Origin of the sequence: Psychromonas sp. (genome assembly GCF_047632955.1) — a bacterium.
Taxonomy (GTDB): Bacteria; Pseudomonadota; Gammaproteobacteria; order Enterobacterales; family Psychromonadaceae; genus Psychromonas.
Window position 1 is genome coordinate 49814 of the sequence record NZ_JBLIED010000020.1, and the last position, 20661, is coordinate 70474.

The 20661-nt window shown below is 41.8% G+C and carries 19 protein-coding genes and 1 pseudogene; 1 reads left to right on the forward strand and 19 read right to left on the reverse strand.

Going from position 1 to position 20661, the window contains the following annotated elements:
- Nucleotides 1-80 precede the first annotated feature (80 nt).
- From ACJAZP_RS12680 to rbsK, 19 genes are all read right to left on the reverse strand, one after another.
- The gene (locus ACJAZP_RS12680) at nt 81-1172 is read right to left on the reverse strand and encodes an efflux RND transporter periplasmic adaptor subunit (protein WP_415231108.1); all 1092 of its coding nucleotides are present in this window, start codon (nt 1170-1172) and stop codon (nt 81-83) included.
- 171 nt (nt 1173-1343) lie between these two features.
- Nucleotides 1344-2216 (reverse strand): F0F1 ATP synthase subunit gamma, encoded by an 873-nt coding sequence (locus ACJAZP_RS12685; protein ID WP_415231109.1) that lies wholly within the window; start codon nt 2214-2216, stop codon nt 1344-1346.
- Nucleotides 2217-2238: 22 nt separating this feature from the next.
- Nucleotides 2239-3774, reverse strand: a complete 1536-nt coding sequence (locus ACJAZP_RS12690) for an alternate F1F0 ATPase, F1 subunit alpha (protein WP_415231110.1) — start codon at nt 3772-3774, stop codon at nt 2239-2241.
- Nucleotides 3767-4630 (reverse strand): F0F1 ATP synthase subunit B, encoded by an 864-nt coding sequence (locus ACJAZP_RS12695; RefSeq protein WP_415231111.1) that lies wholly within the window; start codon nt 4628-4630, stop codon nt 3767-3769. The genes ACJAZP_RS12690 and ACJAZP_RS12695 overlap by 8 nt, the downstream gene beginning before the upstream one ends.
- A gap of 3 nt (nt 4631-4633) precedes the next feature.
- Nucleotides 4634-4915 (reverse strand): F0F1 ATP synthase subunit C, encoded by a 282-nt coding sequence (locus tag ACJAZP_RS12700; RefSeq protein WP_415231112.1) that lies wholly within the window; start codon nt 4913-4915, stop codon nt 4634-4636.
- A 22-nt stretch (nt 4916-4937) separates the two neighbouring features.
- Nucleotides 4938-5639 carry a F0F1 ATP synthase subunit A gene (locus ACJAZP_RS12705; protein WP_415231113.1) on the reverse strand — a complete coding sequence of 234 codons (702 nt, stop codon included), beginning with the start codon at nt 5637-5639 and terminating at the stop codon, nt 4938-4940.
- The gene (locus tag ACJAZP_RS12710) at nt 5629-5970 is read right to left on the reverse strand and encodes an ATP synthase subunit I (protein WP_415231114.1); all 342 of its coding nucleotides are present in this window, start codon (nt 5968-5970) and stop codon (nt 5629-5631) included. The genes ACJAZP_RS12705 and ACJAZP_RS12710 overlap by 11 nt, the downstream gene beginning before the upstream one ends.
- A 1-nt stretch (nt 5971) precedes the next feature.
- On the reverse strand, nt 5972-6367 hold the full coding sequence (locus ACJAZP_RS12715; protein WP_415231115.1) for an AtpZ/AtpI family protein: 396 nt from the start codon (nt 6365-6367) through the stop codon (nt 5972-5974).
- Between the two features lie 22 nt (nt 6368-6389).
- Entirely contained in the window at nt 6390-6791 is a 402-nt protein-coding gene (locus tag ACJAZP_RS12720; RefSeq protein ID WP_415231116.1) for a F0F1 ATP synthase subunit epsilon, read from the reverse strand.
- Entirely contained in the window at nt 6769-8217 is a 1449-nt protein-coding gene (gene atpD / locus ACJAZP_RS12725; protein WP_415231117.1) for a F0F1 ATP synthase subunit beta, read from the reverse strand. The genes ACJAZP_RS12720 and atpD overlap by 23 nt, the downstream gene beginning before the upstream one ends.
- A 309-nt stretch (nt 8218-8526) precedes the next feature.
- Nucleotides 8527-9000 (reverse strand): hypothetical protein, encoded by a 474-nt coding sequence (locus ACJAZP_RS12730; RefSeq protein WP_415231126.1) that lies wholly within the window; start codon nt 8998-9000, stop codon nt 8527-8529.
- A gap of 1308 nt (nt 9001-10308) precedes the next feature.
- Entirely contained in the window at nt 10309-10857 is a 549-nt protein-coding gene (locus ACJAZP_RS12735) for a 4Fe-4S binding protein (RefSeq protein ID WP_415231118.1), read from the reverse strand.
- Nucleotides 10857-11465 (reverse strand): Tat proofreading chaperone DmsD, encoded by a 609-nt coding sequence (gene dmsD / locus ACJAZP_RS12740; RefSeq protein WP_415231119.1) that lies wholly within the window; start codon nt 11463-11465, stop codon nt 10857-10859. The genes ACJAZP_RS12735 and dmsD overlap by 1 nt, the downstream gene beginning before the upstream one ends.
- 31 nt (nt 11466-11496) lie before the next feature.
- The gene (locus ACJAZP_RS12745) at nt 11497-12339 is read right to left on the reverse strand and encodes a dimethyl sulfoxide reductase anchor subunit family protein (protein WP_415231120.1); all 843 of its coding nucleotides are present in this window, start codon (nt 12337-12339) and stop codon (nt 11497-11499) included.
- 1 nt (nt 12340) lies between these two features.
- Nucleotides 12341-12955 carry a DMSO/selenate family reductase complex B subunit gene (locus tag ACJAZP_RS12750; RefSeq protein WP_415231121.1) on the reverse strand — a complete coding sequence of 205 codons (615 nt, stop codon included), beginning with the start codon at nt 12953-12955 and terminating at the stop codon, nt 12341-12343.
- A gap of 10 nt (nt 12956-12965) precedes the next feature.
- Nucleotides 12966-15413 carry a DmsA/YnfE/YnfF family dimethyl sulfoxide reductase gene (locus tag ACJAZP_RS12755; RefSeq protein ID WP_415231122.1) on the reverse strand — a complete coding sequence of 816 codons (2448 nt, stop codon included), beginning with the start codon at nt 15411-15413 and terminating at the stop codon, nt 12966-12968.
- 1418 nt (nt 15414-16831) lie between these two features.
- On the reverse strand, nt 16832-17839 hold the full coding sequence (locus ACJAZP_RS12760; protein WP_415231123.1) for an aldose 1-epimerase family protein: 1008 nt from the start codon (nt 17837-17839) through the stop codon (nt 16832-16834).
- A 73-nt stretch (nt 17840-17912) separates the two neighbouring features.
- Nucleotides 17913-19232 (reverse strand): L-fucose:H+ symporter permease, encoded by a 1320-nt coding sequence (fucP, locus tag ACJAZP_RS12765; protein WP_415231124.1) that lies wholly within the window; start codon nt 19230-19232, stop codon nt 17913-17915.
- A 68-nt stretch (nt 19233-19300) separates the two neighbouring features.
- A complete protein-coding gene (gene rbsK, locus ACJAZP_RS12770) occupies nt 19301-20227 on the reverse strand; it encodes a ribokinase (RefSeq protein WP_415231125.1) in 927 nt (308 codons plus the stop codon).
- Between the two features lie 246 nt (nt 20228-20473).
- On the opposite strand from rbsK, the pseudogene ACJAZP_RS12775 reads away from it, so the two are divergent.
- Nucleotides 20474-20661, forward strand: a pseudogene (locus tag ACJAZP_RS12775) (2-deoxyribose-5-phosphate aldolase); the annotation flags it as partial.

The following is a 20661-nucleotide window of genomic DNA, read 5'->3' on the forward strand; positions in this document are numbered from 1 at the left end:
ACCTAATAAACTTAATATAATCGCAGCCACAGCACCTGGACGTTTAACCGCAGTTTTTATCGCAGTATAGAAAAGCCACATTATTTATTGTCCTGCATTTTTGTACTGCTTTTTTCGAGTTTGTCTGTTCGGGAAAGATCTTTTACCTTTAATCCGTCGCGCATATTGACTAAACCCTGCACCACAATTTGCTCACCAATCTCAACGCCCTTTTCAATCACCACCTGATTTTTAATACGCGCCCCCAGAAGCACTTCCTGGCGTTTTGCCATGCCCTGCTGATTGACGATATAAATATAACGTTTAGTGCCCGAATACTCTAACGCCTGCACCGGAATAACGGCGGCATTAATGGCGGGGAAAACCATTCTGGCGGACATCATCATGCCCGGTTTTAATTTATTATCCGGATTAGCAAATAATACCCGTATCCGCAGGTTGAGGGTATCCTCATTAATGCGCGAATCCGTTGCCGTAAGCTCACCGTTAAAAACTGTTTCCGGCCAGGCACGGTTAGTCGCAGTCACCGGCATACCTTTGCCGAGCATCGATAAATAACGATCCGGTACCTGCAGATCGAGGGTCATTTGCGCAAGATTATCCAGCGTCAGCAGCTCACTGCCCGTTGCCACCATCTTACCGAGACTAAAATCAATCAGTCCGATCGTACCGGCAAAAGGCGCGCTTAAAACGTGGTTGTCGACTTCCGTCTGGGCAGCCTTTAAACGTGCACGGGCAATATCAACGCTTGCAGTTTGTCCGTCCAATGCCGTCTGAGAGACTGCATTGCTTTTGACTAATTTTCTAAATTCCAGCAATTTACGCTGCTCATCTAAAAAATACGCCTTAGCCTCGAGCATCGCGGCCTGCGCCTTGCTATCGTCTAAGCTAAATAACAGCTGCCCGGTTTTTACCTGCTGGTTAGCCTGAACATCAATCGATTTAACTTTACCGCTGACTTCAGTGGCGATATTCACAAACTGATCGGACTGCAGTTTGCCAATCAAAGAGAGTGACTGCGATATCGGCTCTGAGGTCACGCTCTGCGTATGAACAGCAACCGCGGTAATGTCTTTTTTCGCGGAGCTTTCCTGTGCGGCTAACAGGGAGTGATAACTTGCACTGAGGGTTATAGCAGCCAGCCATAATGCGCGCAGAATCTGTTTGTTCATGACGAATGTTCCCTTTTCTATTTTCCCCATTCTACCTCAAGAAAGCGATTCAGCATCTTGAAATAATTTGGCTATATAATGAGCATCTGCCGCTGCGTATGCAACCGGCTGGATTAGATAATGAGTATAAACAGCAATAATGAAGGAAATATGGAGAAAAATAATTAATAATCATTCTTTTTTTAACAGTTCAAAACCGGCAATCAGATCAAATAACTCCTCGTCTATACTATTTTGCCGTAACAGATGAAAACGGCTGTTCATTTTTTCCAATAGTTCATCGATAGTCTTTTCTGCGCGTAACATGGTTGCTAAACGACTGGCATTCTCACTGGCAAGCGATTCCGCACAGGCCCGGTAAAGTGAAACAAAAAGGTACTCATGAATAAATGCCAGCAGGGTTTCTTCGCCCGCGTTAATCACTTCGGGTAATTTATCGGAGGGCCAGATAATAGACTTTAAATCTTTTTGCCAGATATCATCAAGCGGTAGCAATCGCTGGCTAGAGGGTTGGTAAATGCTCCTCGACATGGGCTGATTATGAAAAATAATCACCTCGGAAATCTGTCCCTGGGCGCGACGGTTTTCCATCTCTAGTAACATTATCCCGACCAAGGTAGGGATAGCATTAATCGATTTCGGTAAGGTAAAACTGGAAGCTAGCCTCAAGCTGGTTTCCGCCAGGCGCGACTGCAGGCGCTCACCAATACAAAAAATGACTTTTTCTTCCGCTCGTTTGGCCAAGGCTGCAACCACAAAATCAGCCAGTTGATCGTTAAATTGCCCGACCAAACCCTGATCCGAGCCAAATACCAGCACCGCAATACAGGGCTTTCTTTGTTGTTCACTCGGCAAGGCTTGATATTGGTGAAAGCAGGTAAACAAGCCTAATTGTACGGTGCGGTAATAATCATTAAGTGCCTCGACGGCATTTTCATATTGCCCGACATTGGCAGCCGCCATGGCTTTCATTGCCCGGACAACGCCATGCAAATCTGCGGCACTGTTAATTTTGCGTTTTAAGGTAACACTACTCTCGCTCATAATTACTTTTCTCTGTATTCATTCACTTATCCTGTTCAGAAACAGACTGAAAAGGTGCCAGCGTCCTGCGCGCAATATCGACAATGCTGCTGCGATCCTCATTGCTTAATATTTTGCCGCTGTTAATTCCCTTGAGTAACTGTTCAGGCAGCGCAGAGGCTGCCTGGTTTAATGCTTTTTCAGCATCCTTCATTTGCTGCAACGGCACATTATCAAAGAGTTTATCTGTTAAGGCGATTAACACCGTGATTTGTGCGACCACGGTCACGGGAGATGACTGCGGCTGTTTAAGGCAGGCGCGAATACGTCGTCCGTTGGTGATGATCCCCTGTGAGTTTTGATCTAAGCGTGCGCCAAAACGTGCAAAGGTTTCCAACTCTTGAAATTGTGCATAGGTTAATTTGAGACTGGCGGCAACCGCACGGTACACCGCACGCTGCGCTTTTCCGCCCACTCGTGAAACGGATCTGCCGACATCAACAGCGGGTAATATACCTAATTCAAAGAGCGTGGGGGACAGGTAAATTTGCCCGTCGGTAATGGAAATCAGGTTGGTGGGAATATATGCAGAAATATTTTGCGCTTCCGTTTCGATAATCGGCAAGGCAGTCAGAGAGCCACCTCCTCGTGCCTGCTTTAAACAAGTTGCGCGCTCTAATAAACGTGAATGGATATAAAAAATATCCCCCGGAAAAGCTTCACGTCCGGGAGGTCTGCGCAGCAGTAAGGAGAGTTCGCGATAGGCGCGGGCATGCTGGGTAAGATCGTCATAAACAATTAAAACATCATGCCCTTTTTCCATAAAATATTCTGCAATACTGGTCGCCGCATAGGGGGCTATATAAGCGAAACCGGGAGGCGCATTGCCTTCACTGACCATCACCAAAGTGTAATCCATGGCACCTTTCGCTTTTAATACGGCAATCGTTTTTGCCACCGCCGAAGCGCGCTGCCCAATAGCACAATACACACAGAGCACCCCCTGATCTTTCTGGTTGAGAATGGTATCAATGGCAATAGCGGTTTTGCCGGTCTGGCGATCGCCTAAAATCAGTTCGCGCTGGCCCCGCCCAATGGGGATCAACGCGTCAATCACTTTCAGCCCGGTTTGTAACGGCACGGTAACCGGTGCTCTGTCCATAATATCAGCGGCAGGCCGTTCAACGGGTAATCTTTCGCTGCTTTGTAATGGACCTTGATCGTCTAGAGGTGCCCCTAGCGGATCGATCACCCGGCCCAATAATTCCAAGCCGACCGCGACATCCATAACACGTCCGGTTCGTTCAACCTCATCACCGCTTTGTAAGTGCCAGTAATCCCCCAATAATACGACGCCAATACTATCTTGATCGACATTAAAAGCGATGCCGTAAATATCACCAGGAAATTTCAGTAACTCTTCGGAAGCAACATTTGGAAGTCCGGATACCTGCGCGATACCAAATGAAACACTGCTGATAATACCTATTTCACGGGGTTTAAGTTGTACCCGAAAAGTGCTCCGACCGTGATTTAACTGCGCGAAAGTGTGTTTGACTATCTGCTCTAAATTAGTCATCAGCTGTACTTCTCTTTTCTTCGCTGACCTGGGTTGATAAAGCAGTCGATTCTGCAACCGACAACTCATCAGCACAGTTCAGTTTGCCGCCCAGGTGCCGTGCAGACTGACGCACTAACTGCTGGAAATGCTGCTCTAACGAATTAATATATTGGGCAATGCTCCAAGCCAGTTTCTGACCATCAATATACAACTCGATACCACTAACAACATCGGGATCTGTTTCGAAACGAATATTTAGCTTAGTTGCAAAACTGTCAGTAAGCGCCTTACTTAAATCATGTTGCTGGGCAGACGGCAGCGCAAAGGTAGTGCGCACAAGGACCGTATTTTTTTTAGAGAGCGCGGCGATAAACGAGGCTTTGCTGTTTTCATCAAGCTCATCCAGCTGGTTAAGAAAAACGCTTAAGATCTGCTCTTCGAGTCCGCTATCGGCAAGATCCTTTAAGGCTTTCCGGGTGATTGCAAAAACTTCCTGTTGGGTTTTTTTGGTCAGCTCAGCACTGAGACTGTGCTGCTGTTTCTGGAAAGTTGCCTGTTGCTGCACACAGAGATCTTCCGCGACTTGCCTGGCCTTTCCCAAAAGACGCTGCGCTTCTGTATTGGCAGCCGTTGTTGCAGTTTGTAACAGTTTTTCACTTTGCAGATCAAGCTGGTTATTTTTATGCAGAAAAAGATCCCGCTCCTGTTGTGCCTGTTTTTCTTTATCCGCAGCATCACTCAGCGTTTTTGCTATTCGCTGCTCACGCGCATCGATCGCATCCAGAATAGGACGATAAAGAAAACGTTTTAGCAGCCACACTAAAACAAGAAAATTAATGGCCTGCGCGACGACGGTAAACCAATCAATTAACATAGCTTATTTTCCTGCAGCTTGAGTGACAGCAAAGTCCCAAAATGGGTTGGCAAAGAGCACTATCATCGATACCACAAAACAATAAATAGCGGTGGATTCAATCATCGCTAATCCAACAAACAGGGTGCGGGTAATGGTCGAGGAGGCATCGGGCTGCTGCGCCAGTGAAGCCATTGCTGCTGCAACCGCTCTGCCTTCTGCGAGCGCGGGCCCCATGGTACCAAAGCCGGTGGTCAGCCCCGCGATAATGATCGAGATAATTGCAATATAGGTCATGCTGTCCATGGTCTCAACTCCTGTGAATAGATTACTGTTTCAAGTTATTACTTTCTTTAGGTTGGCGCTTGTTTGAGCCGGTGGCAGCTGCAATGTAAACCGCCGCCAGAATAAAAAAAATGTATGCCTGTACCATGCCCGTAAGCAGACCGAGCAAGGTCATTACGATCGGAAAGAGCAAAGGCGTAATTGCCAGTAAAATAGCGATAATCAGCGCGCCACTCATCATATTACCAAACAGCCGCACTGCCAGCGCAATGGTGCGGGAAATTTCACCAATAAGATTAAACGGCAGCATAACAAAGGTTGGTTCCATATAAGATTTTAGATAACCGACAATACCCAGCTGCACAATGCCGTATAAAGGGACGGCAATAAAAACAGATAAGGCCAGCGCGACTGTCGTTGACAGTGATCCGGTTGGTGGCTCGTAACCGGGAATAATGGTACCTAAACTGGCCAGTGCAATGAATAAAAATAGCGTGCCGAGAAAATCAATATAGTCTCTCGGATTGTCCAAACCGACCTCTTTTAGCTGCTGCTCGATGGTGGTAATAATAATTTCCAGCAAATTCTGCCAGCGCGAACGGTTGTGATCTTTGGAGAGACGACGGGTGATTAATATAGAGCCGACTACCAATAGCAGCATTAGCATCCAGGTAAATACAATGGTGGCATTAAGCTTGATAAATCCGATCTGCCAGAAGATGATTTGGTCGGGGCTAAGGCGCATGGCCGGCCTCCTGTTTTTCCGCGCGGTCTGCTGCAGGGCGTGTTTTTGTTATAACGATAATGCGAGCGCCTATAAAACCGAGCATGCAAGCGAGCAGTCTTGGCCACTGTCCGTCAGTCAGCAGATAAATACCAATTAAAGCAATCGTTGTGCGTAATAAAAAACTGCTAAAAAACCAAACGGCCGGGTGAGCAGATTTAATTCCTCGCCGCACCGTCCAGCAAAGCCCGGCGAAGAAAATTAGACCTAATACTACTCCGCCAAGCAGCACCGGCAGCAGGAATAGTATCTGGCTGTAAGTTATATCGTTATCAAGTATTTGATCGATCATATTATTCACCATTGTGTTTTTTGTCCTGGTCCTGTTCATCACGCATCGTCTGCTGCTCTTTATCAACCCAATACCATGCATTGAAACAGCCAAGTGTTAAACCTGCGATTAACAGCGCCAGAGTCCAGGAGTGCTGATCCGCGTAATGATCGTCTAACCATATGCCCAGTGCAGCTCCTAGCAAGGTAGGTATGACTACCGACCAGCCGATTACCCCCATCATGCCCAAGCCAAACCAGACACCGGAGGTTGGGTTGCGCCGTGCTTTGAGTTTACGTGCCGTTTTCAAGCCGACTTGAGTAGTAAAATCGACCTTTTTGGAGAAGTTTTCAGCCTGCTTATCGGCAGCGTTACGGTTAATTTTCTCCGTTGATTCTTTATGGTTTTTCGCATTCATATCCAGGGCCTACACCAGCAAATTATTGATGCTGAAAATTACTTAATTGGCGCAAAAATCCAGTTTCTAATTTGACCATGGTCGCATGCATATGCTTTTCATATTCATCTACAACCAGAAACTCTTTTTTTACTAAAGCATGGAGCTGATCAAGATCCGCGTGTCCAATCGCACGACGTACTGATACCATCACATCAAAGCCGGTTTTCACCAGCACACCTTGATCAACAGCGATAAAAACTTCCTCTCCATTTTTGCATTGGTAACAAAAAATACCCGCAGTTAATGCAGCGGAACAATCCAGGCGATTGGGCAATAGGCCAAAGGAGCCCTGATTGGTTTCGGCCACGATCCGCACTACATCGGTCTTGTCAACAAAGGTGGTATAGGGTAATAAAATTTTAAGTTGCATCTGCGCTGCCATTATTTTTTTCCTCTTCTTGCTGCTGCATTGTATTGCTCTCTTTAGCCTCATCCACAGCCCCAATCATATACAGGGCACTTTCTGTATACTCCGCAAATTCATCGTTTAAGATCCGTTCGCAGCCTTCTAAGGCATCCTCTAAACTGACTAACTTCCCTTTTAGTGCGGAGAATTGCTCAGTGGTAAAAAACGGCTGGGTAAAAAAACGCTCCAAGCGGCGTGCCCGCCCTACCAGTTTGCGATCTTCGACTGTCAACTGCTCAAGACCGAGCATTGCGATAATATCTTTCAGATCGTCATATTTAGCCAGCGTGCGGCGGACTTCCTGAGCAAGATTATAATGCCGTTCGCCAATAATCCCTGCAGTGGCCATTTTAGAACCGGATTGCAAAGGATCAATCGCCGGATAAAGGCCTTCGCTGGCACGCTGCCGTGACAGTACAATAGAGGCTGAAAGATGTGAAAAAGTGTGTACTGCAGCGGGATCAGTAAAGTCGTCAGCCGGCACATACACAGCCTGAATTGAGGTGATCGCGCCATTGTCAGTATTGGCGATGCGCTCTTCAAGGCTGGAAAGCTCTGAGCCCATGGTCGGTTGATAACCTAAACGTGAAGGCATTTGCCCCATCAAACCGGAGATCTCTGACCCGGCCTGAATAAAACGGAAGATATTATCGATCAATAACAATACATCGCGGTTTTCATCGTCGCGGAAATATTCCGCCATGGTCAACGCCGCATGACCCACCCGAAAACGGGCACCAGGTGGTTCATTCATTTGCCCAAAGATCATCACCATATTAGCCAATACGTTGGCCTCTTTCATTTCCCGATAAAGCTCTTCACCTTCGCGTGAGCGTTCGCCAATACCGCAAAAAATACTGATGCCGTTATGATGGCTTACCATATTATGGATCATCTCGGTCAATAATACGGTTTTACCCACCCCCGCCCCGCCGAATAATCCCGCTTTTCCACCACGTTCAAGAGGGGCTAAAACATCGATTACTTTAATACCGGTGACAAAAATTTCCGATTGGGTAGAGCGTTCTGCCAACGTCGGAGGAGCACGATGAACGGAACGCCACTGCACGTCACTTAAAGGCGGACCGTTATCTATGGTATTGCCAAAAACGTCAAACATGCGCGAAACGATAGCCTTACCAACGGGGGTATTTAACGGCCCGCCACTGTCTTCTACACGCATCCCCCGTGCTAATCCTTGCGTTGGGGTTAACGCAATACCTCGTACTACTTGCGCATCTCGTTGCGCAAGCACCTCAATAAAAATTTCCCCCCCGACAACACCCAGCAAACTATGAATAGGCGGCAAATATTCACTAAAACGAACATCCACAACACTGCCGCGGACTGAAACGACAACACCGATATTAGTAACCTGTGGCTGAATAGGATCTTTAAACATTTTTCTGCCGGTCCATAGATTAAAATAAGTAAATTATTAACAATCGTAAAAGGAGCAAGGGTGATGATTAGAATAATAGGTCGGTTATGAGCATAAAGCGCATCGAATATTAACAAAAACTCGGTTTTATAATGTAATGGTCTTCTCGTAAATCTAGAGATAAGATAAACCACCAATAATTAACTGATATCTTTGATGTTATTGTCAGGAAAAGTAATAAATTAAAGATTAGAATATTTAGAAAAAGGTATCTGCGCGGTTTTCCGCACAGATACCTGCAAACGCAGTATTATGTAGCGTCTCACACTTTTACTTATCCCACATATAACGCTGGTGCTGCATTAATTGCTGCATCATCATCTGCTGCATGGGCACAAATCGATCCATCATGTATTGCCGTTGCTGCATTTGCTCCGCAGTGAGCTTGAAGTATTGGTCTCCCATATGTTGCCACCCCTTTACCTTTCCGGGTCCTATTGTAGGGCCTTGCATACAGCAGACTATTCCGCCATAGGGCCCCCATATTTCCTCCATCAACTGCATATTGTTCTGCATTGTCTCCCAGTGTTCCTGAAGCAGCTTTTGTCGCTCTTGCGGGTCTTGGGTTTGACGGATAGTCGCCATCTGCTCCTGCATCTTATTCATGTATTCCTGCGACCGTACCATCTGCTTGTCAAAGGCCTGCACGTTGGGTGCAAGCTGCTGCGCTTGAGGGCTTTTACCGACAGACTCTGCTGACTGAACTACAACGGGTATGCCCGAAAGCACAGCGATCGATAACACAGCTGTCAATATCGCTTTTTTCATATTCCTTCACCTCGTTTTTTGGCTGTATTTTTTGGCTGTATAGTACAGAGCATAGTACAGAGCACAGTACAGAGCACAGTACAGAGCACAGTACAAAAATTAAGCGCCTTATGTTCCGTTCTAACATCAACAGTCATTGAGTTTCAGGAGATATTTAGAAACAATTTGGTGATACTGATTTTATTGCAGCTTTAACCGGAGCTTAATAAAATATCATCGCAAAATTGCAGAGGATGATCCTGAATTAATAAGAAGACTCAATTGGAATTACTATTATTTACAGGTTGTTAGGAAGCTCTAGACTTCGTTGTACACAGAATCTGCACGTGAAGTAGCGGATATGGACAGGAGGTAGTTATTTGAAGGGGATTTACTGTGCTGTAGAAACAAAAAATCCCTGCATAAGCAAGGAGTTAAAGTATGGTGCCCGAGGCCGGACTTGAACCGGCACTTCTCTCGAAAACGGATTTTGAATCCCAAAAACATGGTTACATCCACTAGTTTAGAACACTTATCTTACTGTTTCAATTAAACTTGGTGTTTTTTGGTTGTCTTGGGTTTAGGCAGGTTTACGCCAAATTTACGCCAAAAAATAAAACTATTTAATCGTCTCAACGATCAATGATAGATTTGGATTTTATACACACTTTAACGTCAGTATTATATTAGAGTTGGCATCCTCACTAGATTGCTAGCTTCACGGAATAAGTGGTCTTGAAGAGTTTATTAAAATCGCACACTACTCTCGCACAGAATAAAAATTCCTTACTGGTAAAGCTGATTTGAATGTTCATGCGCTTCTGAAGGATTTAGTTAAGGCGCTTTCGCCCCCATTGCCTTAGAACTTTTACTCTATTTATCTGTTGAGACTACCCTATTTACGCTCTATTTCTCGCCGGAGCGAGCAAAAAATAAATTGCCTAATTTAGCTATTTGGCATTGGAAAAATGACTAAATAGGAAAGTATTTTTTACTTAAAAAATCTTCATTAAAAATACATTTTTAACACACTACTTAGTGTGATTATTTACCATAAGTGGTATTTTGCGCATGACTTCTATGTACGCCAGGTGCTTAAAAAACTAGCAATATACAGCCCCTCTGTAATTTTCATATTTATGGGAAAAATACGTATCCGACATTCTGCCCCTAAAGTCGATACTTTAAATTCTGAATTATCTTCAGATCAAAATAGTATTATATTTTAAACAGCGTGGCCTAAAAAAGAATATATATCCCCGCTAATGCAACTGATTTTAGGGTGTTTTCTTAATATCTTTCTGGTTATTTGTGCTGAGGTTGGGAGCTAAGCACTAATGATATAGAGGAAAAAGGGCAGGCTTGCTTACAACGCCCACAACCATCACAAGATGATTCAAGGAGTATTGGCTTACTATTTGGAGCAATAGAAATCGCTTTACTTGGGCATTGTTCAACGCATAAATCACAATATCCATTGTGCCTATTTTGGCAATCATTGCTAAAGTGAGGGCGTAATAACGTATCTTTTATAGGATTGCTCAAGGCGCCCGTTTTACAAACATTTTGACACTCCGAACATTGGCTGCAATAGCCATAGTCGACAGAAAGTTGTGCTTGTTTATTCTCGATAGTAATTATTTGCTCGGGGCATGCGAGTGCACAATCACCGCACCCAGTACAAACTGCCTGAAATTCAGCTTCATTCAGAGCATTTGGTGGGCGTGGTACTGTGCGGTTGATGAGCGGTGGTTGTTCAGGAACACGAGGGATCAACGCCCTTAGTAAGCCTCTACGGCTTATTGTATTATGCTGTAAATAAGCTTTATAGTAGCGTTCATCTTTTTCTGGCATTAGCGGTAGATCTGCAATTTAAGCGCGGTAATATCAAGTTCTTGTTGTAGACCCTGACACCATCTCCGAGCTATTTGAGCGAGCAATTGATAACTTTCACTATCAGCGTGTTGCTCAAACAAATCAAAATAACGATAACACCAAGGGAATAAATGTTCCCGTAAAAGTTCCTTTACCTCCTCGATATTCTTATTATTTTCAACCAATTGACTTATTGCCATCAACATCAAACCAATTTGATCTTCTGGCTCTCTCATCCCGGTGTTAAGGGCAATACCTTGTTCTGTTAAAAATGCTCTATAACGTAATGTTGAGTCCCCAAAAATCACCTCTTCTTTATCAAGATAAACCGATCCCCAAGGCGGGGCATACATCACTTCTCTGCCCTCGAATAACGAGATAAAATCATCGTTAAGTGCATCACCATGCTCTGCTTGGATAGTTTGATAAAGGGTGAAATATTCACCATCGGTAAGTTGATCATCTTGTACTAATTTATTAAATACATGCTGGTTGTTTTCATGTAATAAAGGGAAATAAAAGAGTGCACCTAACATGCGCCCCATTATCCCGATCTCTTCAATATAAACACTCTTCTGCTCATGCATAAATTTTAACCTTTTTCTTTTAGTATGGAGCTTACATTCCAACCGTCATATGTAAGCCATAAAACAAGTTACGACTAATGAGTTCAGAAATCATCACTAACATTAAACCACCAATAGCAGTAGGTAGTTTTAGTGATCCTTGTTTGTTTGCAAAAAGCCATACCAGAACACCACTAACCAGCAATACAATGCGGTAAGCTTGAATGGTGCCTATGTTAGGAATTAAATCAACCGCAGCAACCGCGGATGTTTGGATCCCGGCTAATGATGAAATTTGGCTCGTGTTAACAATAACAATTGCAACGACAGCAATACCGACAATAATTTTTGACAACCGCTGATATTGGTTATTTTTGTACTGTGTTGCTGTAACTAAAATTTGCGCTAACATCACTCCACAAATAAACATAGTCAATACAAACATTAATCCTGTGTAGGCAGTATTCCATGTCGGTACGGTATCAATTAAGTACACGTTAACCATTGCATACATAAAAATAACACCGATTAAAACGGCAACAATATGTAACCCTTTTCTAATCGCAGCATTGCCTTTATTAAGCACTTCGAGTAACCAAAATAAACCCCCAAAGCTAAAAAACAACATACCTGTTAATATTTCATTTGATAACCAACTAGTACCTACTTGATTGAGTGCGTTGAAAGCCCGTAATGGACTCCCAAGATGCGCAGTTGATGCCATAAAACCAAGTCCCATGATCACCCATACAAAAAACATATTTCGAGTCACACGGGTTTTTACATCAACATTTATATCAGTCATTAAGATAATTAAGCTCATTACAATAAATGAACCTACCGCTGTTTGTGCAAAAACAGTAAACAAGACCAATGGCCACTCATGCAATCCCATCTTAAACCTCTCTTGGGTTAGCTATAAAACCGGTAGTATCACCCGTTGGTCGAGCGTTACCGTTATGTTTAATCACAATATTCGGTTTTGTGATTGATGAGGGTGGTAGCGGCGCAACGTCTGCATTTGTGCCGTATTTTGCTCTTAGTTCATCAATCGGGCCAAATTCTAACGCACGTAATGGACATGACCCGACACAGATTGGCTGCAAACCTTCTGCAACACGTTCATAACAGCCATCACATTTTGTCATATGGCCTTTTTCTGCATTATATTGTGGTGCACTATAAGGACACGCGTTGGCGCATTGCCCACAACCGATACAAACATCTTCTGCCACGATCACAAAGCCATCATCTCGTTTGTGCATCGCTCCGGATGGGCAGACTTTTACACAAGCTGGTTCGTCACAATGATTGCAAGCGATAGAGGTGTAATAGGCAAATACATCTTGCCGATATGTACCATTATCTTCCGTCCAATTTCCTCCCGTATATTCATATACACGGCGAAAGTTTTGTTCAACACCGTAATTTTTAAAATCTTTACACGCTAGCTGACAAGTTTTGCAGCCAGTACACTTACTTGAATCAATAAAAAAACCGTACTGTTTCATAAGTTAGTCCTTAGGCCCTTGTTACTAGTTGCACATCAACTAAGTTTGTATGTTGTGGATTGCCTTTTGCAAGCGGGCTTGGTCGTTGTGTTGTTAATACGTTTATCGACCCATTACGATCAACGCCTTTTGCATCAGGTGTATACCAAGCGCCCTCACCTACCGCAACCACACCGGGCATGATGCGTGGTGTTACTTTGGCGTTTATTAACACTTCACCACGTCCATTAAAGATGCGAATTTGTGCGCCATTTCGAATACCACGCGACTCGGCATCAACAGGGTTGATCCACATTTCTTGCTGCGCCGCTTGTTTCAACACGTCAACATTGGCATAAGTTGAGTGGCAACGTCCTTTGTGATGGAAACCAGTCAATTGTAATGGAAACTGCTTTCTCATTGGAGAATCCCAGCCTTCAAATGGTGACGTATAAATTGGTAATGGATCAATAACATCGCCTTCTGCCAGGGTCCATTCCGATGCGATTTTGGCAAGTGCAGCAGAATAAATTTCAACTTTACCCGATGCTGTTTTGAGCGGATTTTTAATGGGATCTTCGCGAAATGCCTGATAAGCAACAAAGTGGCCATTAGGATCAACTCGTTTTACGATGCCTTGCTTACGTACCGTCTCAAAGTCAGGCAGGCTCGCATCAATCTTACGGGTTTCAGCATATAAGTGACGCAACCATTCTTCCTGTGTCCGACCTTCTGTGAATTGTTCTTCAACACCTAAACGTTTAGCAAGATCACTGCAAATTTGATAGATACTTCGCGACTCAAACTGTGGCTCTATCACTTTGTCCGCATAGATGAAATAAGGCATATTTGCCGCTTTACCATCCATACAAAAATCGGCTTGTTCTGATGTGGTTAAATCAGGTAACACAATGTCAGCATATTTTGCTGAAGAGGTCAGGTGATTATCAATAACCACAATCATTTCACAGGCATTTTCATCTTGTAAAATCTCATGAGTACGGTTGATATCTGAATGCTGATTAATTAAACAGTTACTCGCATAATTCCATACAAACTTAATGGGAACATCTAATTTATCTTTACCTTGAATACCGTCAGCAATCGCGGTCATTTCAGGACCACGGACAATGGCATCAGTCCACAAGAACATCGGGATAGAGGCTTTTATTGGATTGTCTAAAGTTGGAAAACGGACAAACGGAATACTGTAATCTGACTCCCGTGCACCAGAGCCCCCGCCATTAATTCCCAGGTTACCCGTTAATAAAGCTAGCATAGCCACAGCGCGACTGGCAATTTCTCCAGTAGCCGTACGCTGTAATCCCCAACCTTGAAATATTGCACATGGTTTTGTCGAACCTATTTCTCGTGCAGTTTTGACGATAATATCAACCGGGATCCCGGTTATTGTTGAAGCCCACAAGGGGGTTTTTTCTAAACCATCTGTACCAGCCCCTAAAATGTAAGACTTGTAGTCGCTATTTTTCGGCGCTGATTCGGGCAATGTTTTTTCGTCATAACCGACACAATATTTATCTAAGAAAGGTTTATCAACCAAGTCTTCTTTAATCATCACGTGTGCCATTGCTGCAATAAAAGCCGCATCAGTACCCGGTTTAATTGGGATCCATTGATCACTAAAACCAACGGTTGTATCGGTATAGCGCGGATCAATATTGATCATTTTTACATTTGATTTATTGACCGATTCACGTAAATGGTGGATTAATCCTCCACCAGACATTCGGGTTTCAGCAGGGTTATTACCAAATTGCACAATTAATTTACTATTTTCGGTATCAGAAAATGAATTTCCGTATGCCCAACCGCCATAGGTATAACTTAACCCTTTTGATATTTGAGCAGTAGAGTAATCACCATAGTGATTCAAATAACCACCGTTTAGGTTCATTAGACGTGCAATCAGCGTTTTTCCCGGAGGCCAAGATTTCGTAACTGTTCCACCTAAAGTGCCGGTACCGTAGTTTAAGTAAATCGCTTCATTACCATACTCTTTGCGGATTTTAGTGATACTGTTCGCTATCTCATCATAGGCTTCATCCCATGAGATGCGTTTGAATTTTCCTTGGCCGCGTTTACCTACTCTTTTCATTGGGTATTTTAAACGGTCAGGATTATATACACGACGACGCATTGAACGCCCTCGTAAGCACGCTCTCACTTGAACGTCTTTTTTACTGTAGTCATCAGAACCTGTATTATCTGCATCTACCCATTTAATTTCACCATCAGCCACATGCATTAGCAAAGGGCAACGACTACCGCAGTTCACAGTACATGCACTCCAGACAACCTTTTCTTTGATTAATGGATTTTCACTTACAGTCGCAGCCGTTGCTTTAAAGGGAAGAGGGATACTAGATACAGCTGCCGCCAGGCCAGTCGCAGAAGTGGTTCGGAGGAAATTTCGCCTGGTCATTCCAAGCTTTAACATTTGCACAATTTTACTAGTCATAGTGTTATGCTCTTTGTGTTAATTTAAAATTAATCGTCGAAATATTGTTGTTATTTTATAGTCAATCCAGCGTGCTCTTTATCCATACTTAAAATGTTGATTTAAATCATTGTCAATGATTAAGATAAAATTATTTGTGGTTTTTTAGAGACAGGCGACATAATTAATCGATCTTAAATAATGTGTGGATTTGAATTCAATTTATACAGTGGATGATGTGAAAGGAGTTTGCGATAATTTTATTATCATGAAAAATAAAACATTTTGACTTGCAGCCTATTTTTAGTAACTCTTATCGCATTAAAAAAGATGTGCTATCGAAAAGTACTAGAATACAAAAAGAGGCGACATATATGAACGCCCCACACCTTTTGATAAAGAAACCAAACCAATGCGGCTAGGCAATTTCCGTACGTTTTTCTTGTCTGAGGAATAGGAATAAAAAGGCAGGGCATCCATACATTTCATCCTTTAAAATCATGACATTAAACAACCCCACCCCCGAAAAAACTTAACTTAAAATTAATATAAAAACATATTACGATCAGTAAATAGCAAGGGTCTATGTCAATATTGGTTAAGAAATTCAGATTAGAGACTAAAAAAATAAGGCGCTTGTGTCTTAGAAAGCTAACTCGCTAATACCCCTAAAGCGAATAAGATCAGATGAGAATTCAGGTGAATACTGAATAAGGATGTTTATAAGCAAACGGGAAATGATCTGTTTAGCAATACTACGGATAAAATATCCGACACCAACCCCCGATTTACAAAGGCTCCCGACTCTTCAGGCGTAAACGTGGCGTAAATAGGATAAATAATACCGAAATATCAGACTTAAAGTGAGTCGATATGGAGGCTGATATTGATTTAAAACGAGGTCATCTTTAACAAAACATAAATCGCTTTATAGTAGATAAAGTGATTTTTATGCGTTTGATATATGTCGACGACTACTTCGTAGATTGCTTTTTAAATAACGCTATGATTAGTTCCTTGCCAGTCACTTATTTTCAAGCTCTGCATCAACCTGGATAGTACCATTCAGATCGATTCCACTCTCTTTTGTGAGACTTTTCAATCAAAGCCAAACTAGTCACAGTAATAATGCACTATATTCCTGAAACCGAGAATTACAAAAGTTGGTATCTGGACAACTCAAAAAGAGTGGTCATTTAAGCTAATCCACTTCAGTTCAAAATTTAAGATAAGGTCAATATAGTTGATTTTACTCATGTGAAGCAGTTAAATTGACAATACCCAAGATACTATTGCCTTCTGCAAACTGAACTTTATTGATAATCATAATATGACTCCGCGAAGAATACTAACTTGATCAAATTAGATTCTGCGTTTGGTAGCGTAGTGGCGGAGCCTTATGGTTAATCAGGTAACCTTTTAATTGAAGAAATTAGAATTTATTTAATTCCTGTCGTAACTAAAAACTCACGCTCTTCTTGTGATTCTAGATATAGCAGTGTCCCATTCGCTTTAGCGGCAAGGAATCCCTCGGGCCTACAAGTCGCAGGCAACACATAAGCACCAACAGTTTGATCTCCATTATACAAAATCCAACGAGTTGCATAATTAAACTCAGATGTATCAAAACGTGTAATAAGTCTCTTGTTCTCGGAAATAGCCATTTCAAATTTTGCTACATCAGTAAATTTAGATAGCTCATCCATAAAATAGACTATCTCAGGATTATACATTGCGCTATCTGTTAGTGACTGGATTGGTGGTGACACTTTTAACGTTTCATTGTAGTCTAACCATTGTTTTGTTGGCTTCACATGCCCAGGAATAGTTTCTCTCAATTTTATAGCTTCATCAGGTATGTTTTGCGCAAGTGTCGCCTCTTCAAAATAGGCAGTATTCATGTGACACATATACTGAATAGGCATCCGTTGAGTTCCAAGGTTCTTCACTTTCATCTTGATGTCAAAGATACTTGCATCAGCTTCAAGTGATATTGATGGTTTTGCAAGATAATGGTTTCCAAAGCCCATCGCATATTCATACTGGCCCTTAATCGTTAGGCGCCCATTTTCGATTTCTAGCCATGCAGAATCCATAGAAGCACAAGGCATTTCTCCGTGCAATAAATGGTCATCTTCTGGGCTTGGGCACCCATTACTAAGAAGTCCTGAATGAAATGCGAAACAACCGTAGGTACCGATGATATCATGCGACTTTTTGGGTTCTGCAAACATGTTTTTCATACAGAGGTCGACATCTAGAAATTTAGCATCCCAAATAATTTGGCCTACAAAAGGTAATATAACCAAATGCCCCTGAGAATTTTTTATTTCTAACGCTTCGATCCCTGAGTTGTAAATAAATGTATTTACTTCAAAATCATCCGATTTAGTAATCAGCTGCTTTTGTTTGGTAAAGTTTTCTTTATATAAAGGTATAGTGAACATAATAGTAAATCCTATATGAAGCCACGCTAAGGTGGCTTAAATTTTAAGCTTAAACACGAGTTGCTTGAGGTGTTTAAGCTGTTTGGTATGATTCATTTTTTTGGAATTCTTTATTTTTCATCTCACCCCAGAAGTACATGCCAATATAAGCAAAACATCCAACGTTAATGAGGAAAGACATTTGCATTCCTATTTGGTCAGCGACAAAGCCTTGGATAGCAGGAACAACTGCAGCCCCAACGATAGCCATTACGATAATTGCACCTGCTGTCTCTGTATATTTATTATCAACAGTATCGAGTGTACCGGCATAAATTGTTGCCCAACATGGACCAAATAATACACTCACACCAACAGCTAGATACACCACACTAAAATTATCAGCTAAGCTGACATACGTTAATAAAGCAGCACCTACAATTGAATACGCCACTAAAACTTTTTCTGGCGAGAATTTAGTCATCAATATGTTTGCTATAAACTTACCGATGAAGAAACAAATGAAAGAATAAATAAGGTAGTTAGATGCATTACGTTCATTAATGTCACTTAATTCTAGGGCTAAACGAATAGTAAAAGACCAAACCGCAACTTGCATGCCTACATACAAGAACTGGGTCACAATACCTTTCTTGAAACGCTTATTAGTTGCAAGATACTTTAGCGTTTCACCAATAGAAGGGGATTTTTCACCTGATTCTTCTTTTACTTTACACTTTGGGAATTGAGTTAATGAAAATAGAATGAGTACAGCAAGGAGAACAAAGATAATGTATTTGTAAGGCTGTAGCGTGTGTTCTAGCAGTTGTAATTTAAATACATGAAGTTCTTCTACATTCATCCCCGCCATTTGTTCACCTAAACTTGCACCTTCTTGGAAAATCAAATATTTACCTAAAAGAATACCGGCAATCGCACCAATCGGATAGAATGTCTGACTGATATTAAGACGAAGCGTTGCATTGTCACGAGGACCGATCATTGAAGAATAAGTATTTGCAGCTGTTTCTAAAAAAGACAAACCTACTGCAATCGCAAATATAGCAGCTAGAAACATTGTATATGTTGCCATTTTTGATGCAGGAAAAAAGGCCGTACAACCCGCTATATAGAGGGATAGGCCGATCATGATGGCTATTTTGTAAGATGCTTTCTTGATGACTAATGAGGCTGGAATAGCTATTAGGAAATAACCACCATAAAATGCACTTTGCACTAAAGCACTCGCAAAATTTGATAACTCAAATACTGATTTAAATTGTGTTATCAATATATCGTTAAGTGAAGCTGCACATGCCCATAAAGGGAATAAACAAGACAGTAATATGAATTGGAATAAAGGTGTTTTATTTAAGTAGCCATCATTACCTTGTATTGTATTGCTTTTAATCATTAGATATTCTCCTGTTGAATATTATTAATTACCGACAGATGCCGATAGAGTTTGATCAAATAAATTATCTAAAGGTTCTCACTTTCAAATTCGTCAAATTGCTCGATACTTGGGTATGAGAATTGCGTCCCTTTTTCGGTGACGCTTAATGCTGAAAATAAAGAAGCTTTTCTCATTGATGCCTCAATATTATTCGTTTTAACAACAAAGTGAGAGAAACAACCGATATACGCATCACCAGCACCACTAGTATCCACCGCCTTAACCTTCGTTGGCTCAATCAACACTTCTTTACCCTCTTTCGTGAGCCACAGTGAGCCTTTTTCACCCATGGTGACGATGATATTATTTAGACCTCTATCTAACAGAACCTTTGCCGCTATTTTTATTTCTTCTATGGTATTAACAGGCTTACCAACTAAAATTTCTAATTCACTTTCATTTGGTATAAAAAATTCACATCGGCAGGCATAATTAATATCTAAGTCAGGTACAGCGGGTGCCGGGTTTAATAAAACTTTAATCCCATGCTTGTTACCGAATTCAATTGCGTAGTAGACAGTTTCCAAGGGCACTTCGAGTTGAAGAACAATCAGGTCGACATCTTTTAGTCTTGCTTCAGCCTTATTAATATCTTCCGGTTTTAGGAAATTATTAGCACCTTTGATAATCAAAATTGCATTTTGAGAAGATGAATTAACAAAAATTGGCGCAACACCACTGGTCATTTTCGGTACTTTATTTACGTACTTAGTATCGATACCATAGGATTGAAAGTTCCTAAGTGTATTCTCAGCAAACATGTCGTCGCCCACCTTACTGACCATAACAACATTTGATCCCATCTTAGCTGCAGCCACTGCTTGGTTTGCACCTTTACCACCGCACCCCATTCTGAACATAGGCGCTTCAAGTGTTTCTCCTTCTTTAGGCATTCTATCTGTGTAAGAAATTAGATCGACCATATTTGATCCGATTACCGCTATCGTTTTCATAACAAAACCTTTTATGCTGATTAATAGAATATTTGTCTACAACAAATCAGTAACATCTCCAAAAATGTTGTGATTGTTACACTGTAGATAATAGTTCGCTATAATAGCCATAAAATATCTAGATTAACGTGACAAATGTCTCCATTAGCGTTACTTGAGTAACATTTATATTAAATTTTAGCGTATCCATAGAAAATAATGTTAATATAGTCACACCAAACAATCCTGACATAAGGTAAATTTTCCATGATAAAATCATTAATTGACCACACACAACTAGCTGCGAATACAACAGAATCACAAATCAAGATATTATGTAAAGAAGCAAAAGATAATGAATTTTTCTCTGTATGCATCAACCCCAAATTTGTCTCTTACTGCGCGAATCAATTAAAAGGTAGTAATGTAAAAGTTTGTACCGTAATAGGTTTTCC

Bases quoted from the DNA above. Each gene is read 5' to 3' on its own strand.
- ACJAZP_RS12680 (WP_415231108.1), bottom strand. From the start codon at position 1,172: ATGAACAAACAGATTCTGCGCGCATTATGGCTGGCTGCTATAACCCTC.
- ACJAZP_RS12685 (WP_415231109.1), bottom strand. From the start codon at position 2,216: ATGAGCGAGAGTAGTGTTACCTTAAAACGCAAAATTAACAGTGCCGCA.
- ACJAZP_RS12690 (WP_415231110.1), bottom strand. From the start codon at position 3,774: ATGACTAATTTAGAGCAGATAGTCAAACACACTTTCGCGCAGTTAAAT.
- ACJAZP_RS12695 (WP_415231111.1), bottom strand. From the start codon at position 4,630: ATGTTAATTGATTGGTTTACCGTCGTCGCGCAGGCCATTAATTTTCTT.
- ACJAZP_RS12700 (WP_415231112.1), bottom strand. From the start codon at position 4,915: ATGGACAGCATGACCTATATTGCAATTATCTCGATCATTATCGCGGGG.
- ACJAZP_RS12705 (WP_415231113.1), bottom strand. From the start codon at position 5,639: ATGCGCCTTAGCCCCGACCAAATCATCTTCTGGCAGATCGGATTTATC.
- ACJAZP_RS12710 (WP_415231114.1), bottom strand. From the start codon at position 5,970: ATGATCGATCAAATACTTGATAACGATATAACTTACAGCCAGATACTA.
- ACJAZP_RS12715 (WP_415231115.1), bottom strand. From the start codon at position 6,367: ATGAATGCGAAAAACCATAAAGAATCAACGGAGAAAATTAACCGTAAC.
- ACJAZP_RS12720 (WP_415231116.1), bottom strand. From the start codon at position 6,791: ATGGCAGCGCAGATGCAACTTAAAATTTTATTACCCTATACCACCTTT.
- atpD (WP_415231117.1), bottom strand. From the start codon at position 8,217: ATGTTTAAAGATCCTATTCAGCCACAGGTTACTAATATCGGTGTTGTC.
- ACJAZP_RS12735 (WP_415231118.1), bottom strand. From the start codon at position 10,857: ATGCCAGAAAAAGATGAACGCTACTATAAAGCTTATTTACAGCATAAT.
- dmsD (WP_415231119.1), bottom strand. From the start codon at position 11,465: ATGCATGAGCAGAAGAGTGTTTATATTGAAGAGATCGGGATAATGGGG.
- ACJAZP_RS12745 (WP_415231120.1), bottom strand. From the start codon at position 12,339: ATGGGATTGCATGAGTGGCCATTGGTCTTGTTTACTGTTTTTGCACAA.
- ACJAZP_RS12750 (WP_415231121.1), bottom strand. From the start codon at position 12,955: ATGAAACAGTACGGTTTTTTTATTGATTCAAGTAAGTGTACTGGCTGC.
- ACJAZP_RS12755 (WP_415231122.1), bottom strand. From the start codon at position 15,413: ATGACTAGTAAAATTGTGCAAATGTTAAAGCTTGGAATGACCAGGCGA.
- ACJAZP_RS12760 (WP_415231123.1), bottom strand. From the start codon at position 17,839: ATGTTCACTATACCTTTATATAAAGAAAACTTTACCAAACAAAAGCAG.
- fucP (WP_415231124.1), bottom strand. From the start codon at position 19,232: ATGATTAAAAGCAATACAATACAAGGTAATGATGGCTACTTAAATAAA.
- rbsK (WP_415231125.1), bottom strand. From the start codon at position 20,227: ATGAAAACGATAGCGGTAATCGGATCAAATATGGTCGATCTAATTTCT.